The 6,828-nt window shown below is 70.7% G+C and carries 2 protein-coding genes; both read left to right on the top strand.

Annotated elements, in window-relative coordinates:
- The coding region (locus tag FL311_RS39555) for a methyltransferase (protein WP_141332821.1) at window positions 1–1,476 on the top strand (1,476 nt) is incomplete at its 5' end.
- Window positions 1,476–6,698 (top strand): MupA/Atu3671 family FMN-dependent luciferase-like monooxygenase, encoded by a 5,223-nt coding sequence (locus tag FL311_RS39550; protein ID WP_228557390.1) that lies wholly within the window; start codon window positions 1,476–1,478, stop codon window positions 6,696–6,698. The genes FL311_RS39555 and FL311_RS39550, both read left to right, overlap by 1 nt.
- The last annotated feature ends 130 nt before the right edge of the window (window positions 6,699–6,828 follow it).

The following is a 6,828-nucleotide window of genomic DNA, read 5'->3' as shown; positions in this document are numbered from 1 at the left end:
GCGAAGCTGTACGTGAAGGGCGTGGAGGTGGACTGGGCGGGGGTGGACAAGGGGTATGCGCGCCGAAGGGTGGCGCTGCCGACGTATCCCTTCCAGCGTGAGCGCTACTGGGTCGACTCGCTCATCCCCAACACCGATGTGCTGGTGACCTTCTACCGGACCATCGTCCAGCTGGCGGAGGTCAACACGGCGGTGCAGTTCCCCTCGTTGCGCTTCGCGACGCTGCGCGAGCCCGTGCCCGGCTTCTCGTGGATCGCCATGTACCGGCCGGAGGCCGACCCCTCGAAGGAGGCGGTCTACAAGCAGTTCTACGACCTGGCCCTCCAGTCGAACCTCGAGATGGCGAGGACGCTCTACCGGGGGCTCGACTTCTCGTCCTTCACCCGCGTGCTCGACATCGGGTGTGGCCACGCCGCGGACCTCATCGACCTGGGCAAGGCGCATCCCCACCTGGAGCTGCATGGCTGCAACATCTCGCCCGACCAGATTGAAGCGGGGCGGCAGCGCATCCGCGGGCTCGGGCTGGATGGGCGCATCAAGCTCCACTACCAGGACAGCTCGCGCGACGCCTTCCCGTCCACGTACGACCTGGTCATCGCGTTCCAGGTCATCCACCACATCCGGAACAAGGCGGACCTCTTCGCGAACATCAGCCGGAGCCTGCGCAACGGCGGCTACCTGGTGATGGCGGAGACGCTGTCCAACATGGCGAGCGCCATCGAGCACCCGGAGTCCACCACCCTCTTCGTGCCCCAGTCCGAATGGGCGGAGCTGCTCGCCCGCAACCACCTGCGCATCGTCGAGGCGGTCGAGTCCAGCCAGGAGATCGCCAACTTCCTCCACGACCCGGACTTCGAGCAGAACTTCACGCGGGTGACCCGCGACCTGGACGAGGTGACGCAGAAGCACCTGCACGGCATCCACATGCTGGGGGAGCTGCTCAAGCGTCGGCTGGCCGCCTACCTCCTGTTCACGGTGACCAAGGACGAGTCGATGGACGTGGACACGATTCGTCGCATCAACCTCGAGCGGCTGGGCGCGCGTGTCTCCTACGACGCCGCCTACAGCGCCGTGACGAAGGGGCCGTACGCGCTGCCGCCTCCGCCCGGGGCGCAGGCGCTCCAGGACGCCGCCTCCGCCGCGAGCACCTTCTCGAAGACGCTGCTCTCCACCGAGCCCGGCCAGCGAGGCCCGCTGCTCGACAGCTATCTGCGGGAGCAGGTGGCCAACTTGTTGAAGATGCCGGTGGTCCGGCTGGACGCGGAGCAGCCCCTGAGCACCCTGGGCCTGGACTCGCTGTTGTCGCTCGAGCTGAAGCACAAGATCCACGCGGAGACGGGCGTGAGCCTGCAGCTCGATGAGCTGCTGCAGGGCGCGAGCATCGCGCACCTGTCGCAGCGCCTCGCCGAGCAGCTCGACGGGAGCGGCGCGGGCCGGACGGCCCCGAGTCAGGACTGGGAGGAAGGCGAGCTGTGATGACCGACGAACTCATCGCCGAACTGTCCCGGCAGGGCGTCACGCTCTGGGTGGAGGGGGAGCGGCTGAAGTACCGGGCCCCCAAGGGCGCGCTGTCGCCGGAGCACCTGGCGAAGCTGTCCACGAACAAGGCCACGCTGGTGGAGCACCTGCGCCGGCTCGCGGCCGACGGTGAGTCCGTCCATCCGCTCTCCCACGGACAGCAGGCGCTCTGGTTCGTCTCCCAGGTGGCACCCGACAGCGCCGCCTACAACACGGCGCTGTCGATTCGCATCGTCTCCGAGCTGGACGTCGCCGCGCTGCGACGCGCCTGTCAGCGGCTCGTGGACCGACACGGCGCGCTGCGGACGACCTTCACCACGCACCAGGGACAGCCCGTCCAGCGGGTGCGTGAGCAGGCCGAGGTCCCGTTCGAGCAGGTCCCCGTCCCGGAGCTCGACCTCGAGTCCCTGCGGGCGCGGGTGACGCAGGCGTACGAGGCGCCGTTCGACCTGGAGCGGGGCCCGCTGATGCGCGTGCGGCTGTTCACGCGGGGCCCGCGCGACCACGTGCTGCTCATCGCCATCCACCACATCGTCTACGACGGATGGTCGCTGCTGGTGCTGGGGGAGGAATTGCTGCGGCACCTCTACGCCGCGGAGAAGGCGGGCGCTCCCGCGCCGCTGCCCGCGCCGCAGGCGACCTACGTGGACTACGTCCGCTGGCAGGCCGAGATGCTCGCGGGCGCCACGGGGCAGCGGCTCTGGGAGTACTGGTCCCGGCAGCTGGGCGGCGCGCTGCCGGCGCTGGACCTGCCCATCGCGCGTCCCCGGCCGCAGGTGCAGGGCTACGCGGGCGCGTCGGTCCCCGTGTCGTTGAAGGGGACGCTGCCCCGGAGACTGAGGGCGCTCTGCGAGCAGGAGGGCGTCACGCTGTACACGCTGCTCCTGGGCGCCTTCATGGGCCTGCTGCACCGCTATTCGGGGCAGGAGGACCTGCTCGTCGGAACGCCCACGCTGGGGAGGACGCAGCCCCAGTTCGCGAAGGTCGTGGGCAACTTCATGAACATGATGGTCCTGCGGGGAAATCTCTCCGGGGACCCTTCGTTCCGGGCCCTGCTCGGGCAGCTGCGGCAGACGGTCGTCGGCGCGCTCGCGCACCAGGACTTCCCCTTCCACCTGCTCGTGGAGAAGCTCAACCCGGAGCGCGACTCCGGCCGCTCACCCATCTTCCAGGTGGCGTTCATGCTCCAGCCCACGCCCCGGGAGGACATCTACCAGGGGGACGAGGCCCACCCGGCTCTGCCCGGAGGGCTGGTGCTGCGCCCCTTCGACATCCCGCAGCAGGAGGGCCAGTTCGACCTCTCGCTGGAGCTGACGGAGACGGACGCGTCGTTGGGCGGCGTGCTGAAGTACCGCACGGACCTGTTCGACGCGGCGAGCATCCACCGGATGGTGGGGCACCTGGAGACGCTGCTGGAGGGGCTCGTCGAGGACCCCGAGCGGCGCTTGTCGGAGCTGCCCCTGCTCACCCCCGAGGAGCGCCGCCAGGTGCTCGACACCTGGAACGACACCCGCTCCGCGCGGACCCCCGCGTCGTGCCTCCACGAGCTGTTCGAGGCCCGAGTGCGCGCGTCCCCGGAGTCCATCGCCCTGGTCGCCGGCGCCGAGCGGCTGAGCTACCGCGAGCTGGACGCGCGCGCCAATCGACTGGCGCACCGACTGCGGGCGCTCGGCATCGGCCCCGAGGCGCGGGTGGGCCTCTGTGTCCCCCGGAGCGCCGACATGGTGGTGGGCATGCTCGGCATCCTGAAGGCCGGCGGCGCCTACGTGCCGATGGACCCGACCTATCCCGCCGACAGGCTCGCGTACATGCTCGGCGACTCCCAGGCGAAGGTCGTCCTGGTCGACGCGGGCCACGCGACGCGGCTGCCGGAGACGGGCGCGAAGGTGGTGCCGTTGCAGGCCGGCGGCGACGAGGTCGTGGAGTCTCCGAGGAGCGGAGTCGGCGCGGAGAACGTCGCGTACACGCTCTACACCTCGGGCTCCACGGGGCGCCCCAAGGGCTGCATGGTCTGTCACCGCAACGTCGCGCGCTTCTTCGACGCGATGGACGACGCCATGGGCGCTCACGAGCGCGGCGTGTGGCTCGCCACGACGAGCATGTCGTTCGACATCTCCGTGCTGGAGCTCCTGTACTCGCTCACCCGGGGGTTCCAGGTGGTCCTCCGCGGCGAGCAGGGGGTGTCGAGCGGGCCCGGCGTGTCCAGCAGGCCGCTCGAGTTCAGCCTCTTCTATTTCGCCAGCGACGAGCGCGAGCACACGAAGGCCAAGTACCGGCTGCTCCTGGAGGGCGCGCGGTTCGCGGACACGCACGGCTTCAAGGCGGTCTGGACGCCCGAGCGGCACTTCCACGCCTTCGGCGGGCTCTACCCGAATCCCTCCGTCGTCAGCGCGGCGCTCGCGGCGACCACCCGGAACATCCGGCTGCGCGCGGGCAGCATCGTGCTCCCGCTGCACAGCCCCATCCGGGTCGCGGAGGAGTGGTCCATCGTGGACAACCTCTCCGACGGACGCGTGGACCTCTCGTTCGCCTCGGGGTGGCACCCCAATGACTTCGTGCTCGCGCCCGAGCGCTTCGCCGATGCGCGGACCTCCTTCTTCGAGCAGATCTCCACCGTCAGGAGGCTCTGGAGGGGCGAGGCGGTGTCGTTCCGGAACGGACAGGGGCAGGACGTCCCGGTCCAGTCCCTCCCCCGGCCGGTCCAGCCGGACGTCCAGGTCTGGGTGACGGCGGCGGGCAACCCGGAGACGTTCCGCGCGGCGGGCGCGGCGGGCGCGCATGTGCTCACGCACCTGCTGGGGCAGAACCTCACGGAGCTGGCGAAGAAGGTCCGAATCTATCGGGAGGCCTGGGCGGCCGCGGGCCACGGACCGGGGCCGGGCCACGTCACGCTCATGCTGCACACGTTCATGGGCGAGGACGTCGACGACATCCGCCAGAAGGTGAACGCGCCGCTGCGCCAGTACCTGAAGAGCTCCATCGGGCTGCTGCGCTCGGTCATCGGGCCCCTGCCACATGGGGGCGAGCTGGAGGCGCTCTCGGAGGCGGACGTCGACCAGCTGCTCGCGAAGGCCATCGACCGGTACTTCAACCAGCTGGGCCTGTTCGGGAACGTGGAGAGCTGTCTGCCGTTGATCGACAGGCTGCGCGAGCTGGGCGTGGACGAGGTCGCGTGTCTCATCGACTTCGGGATGGACGTCGACGCGACGCTGGCGGGGCTCGAGACGTTGAACGCCCTGAAGGAGCGTTGCACGCGGCCCCCATCCGCGCCCGAGGACATCCCCTCGCTCATCGCCGCGCACGGCGTCACCCACTTCCAGTGCACGCCGTCGATGTTGCGGATGTTGCTGCTGGAGCCAGGGGGCGCGGAGGCGCTGCGTCCGCTCCGCAAGCTCCTGGTGGGCGGCGAGGCCTTCCCCGCGGCCCTGGCGCGCCAGGTGCTCCCGAGGGTGGAGGGCGAGGTGTTCAACATGTACGGGCCGACCGAGACGACCATCTGGTCCTCGTTCGAGCGGGTGGAGGACGCGTCCCGGGTCACCCTCGGTGGGCCCATCGCGGACACGCGGATGTACGTGCTGGACGCGCGGCTCGCGCCCGTGCCGGTGGGCATGCCCGGAGAGCTGTTCATCGGAGGCGAAGGGGTGGCGCGGGGCTATCTCCACCGCCCCGAGCTGACGGCGGAGCGCTTCCTCCCGGACCCCTTCGCGGGGGAGCCCGGCCTGCGCATGTACCGGACAGGCGACAGGGTTCGTCGTCTGCCCGAGGGGCGCCTCGAGTTCCTGGGCCGCGAGGACCACCAGGTGAAGGTCCGGGGCGTACGCATCGAGCCGGGGGAAATCGAGGCGGAGCTGCGTCAGCACCCGGAGGTCCGTCAAGCGGTGGTGGTGGCGAGGGCCGACGCCTCGGGCGAGGTGGCGCTCACGGCCTATGTCGTGGCCGCGACGACCGTCACCCCCTCGGCGCTGTCGCGCTTGCTGAGGGACAGGCTGCCGCCGGCGATGATTCCCTCCCACTTCGTCCGGCTGGACGCGCTGCCGTTGACGCCGAACCAGAAGCTGGATGTCCGCGCCCTGCCGGTGCCCGAGGCTCCGGCGCCGGAGCTGTCGGCCGCGTACGTCGCGCCCAGGGACGCGCTGGAACTGGAGCTGGTGGCGCTCTGGGAGGAGCTGTTCGATTTGCGCCCCATCGGCGTCACCAGCAGCTTCTTCCAGCTGGGCGGCCACTCGCTGCTGGCGGTCCGGTTGATGTCCCGGCTGCGCGCCCGCTGGGGGCGTCAGCTCCCCGTCTCCCTCCTGTTCCAGGCGGACACCATCCGTCAGCTCGCGGCCCTGCTCGTCCAGCAGGAGGGCGGTGCTCGCGCGCGTGAGCCGCTGGTGCGCATCCAGGAGACGGGCGACAAGCCGCCCCTGTTCTTCGTGCACCCGACGGGCGGCGACGTGCTGTGCTACGCGCCGCTGGCGAGGCAGCTCGGGCCCCGGCAGCCCTTCTATGCGCTGCAGGCGCTGCCGGACCAGGACGCGGGCTCCATCGAGGAGATGGCGGCGCGGTACCTGGAGGAGGTGCGCCGCGTCCGTCCGAGCGGGCCGTACCGCCTGGGGGGCTGGTCCACGGGCGGCATCGTCGCGCAGGCGATGGCGCGGCAGTTGGAGGCGCGGTCCGAGCAGGTGGAGCTGCTCCTGTTGTTGGAGACCTGGTCTCCGGAGCTCTACCAGCGGGCGGAGGAGCCCGGCGCGCTCATGGCGTGGTTCGCCACGGACCTGCTGGGGGGCGCGGAGGCGGCGAAGCTCGACGCGGTGAAGCTCCAGGCGCTCGATGAGGCGGGGCGCCTGGGCTACCTGGTCGAGCACGCCAAGGCCCTGGGCGCGCTGCCGGGGGTGGAGCTGCCGGAGATGGAGCAGCGCTTCCGGGTCTTCTCCCGCAACGCGCGGGCCCTGTCCCGCTACCGGGCGGAGCCCTATCGCGGCAAGGTGCTCTTCCTCCAGGCGCAGCAGCTGGCCGCGCCTTCGTCGGACACGCTGCCCGCGCCGGTGGAGAGCTGGGGGGAGCGGTTGCTCCAGGCCCAGCTGCATCAGGTGCCGGGCAATCACTACACGATGCTGCAGGCGCCGCATGTCCGCGAGGTCGCGGACCGGATGACCTGCTTCCTGGATGCGCTCACGGTGGCCGCCGGGCCACGTTGAAGGAGCCTTGGGTCATGGGAATTCATGTCGCGCGGTTCAGGATGGGAGGCGAGGTCCGGTGGGGATGGGTGCGGCGGGAGCAGGTCATCCCCATCCCGGGGCGGTACGAGTCCCTGGCAGACCACGTTGC

It is taken from the genome of Myxococcus sp. AB025B (genome assembly GCF_006518215.1).
Lineage (GTDB): Bacteria > Myxococcota > Myxococcia > Myxococcales > Myxococcaceae > Myxococcus > Myxococcus fulvus.
Note: the sequence above shows the minus strand (reverse complement) of the source record. Positions and strands in the feature narration are given on the sequence as shown.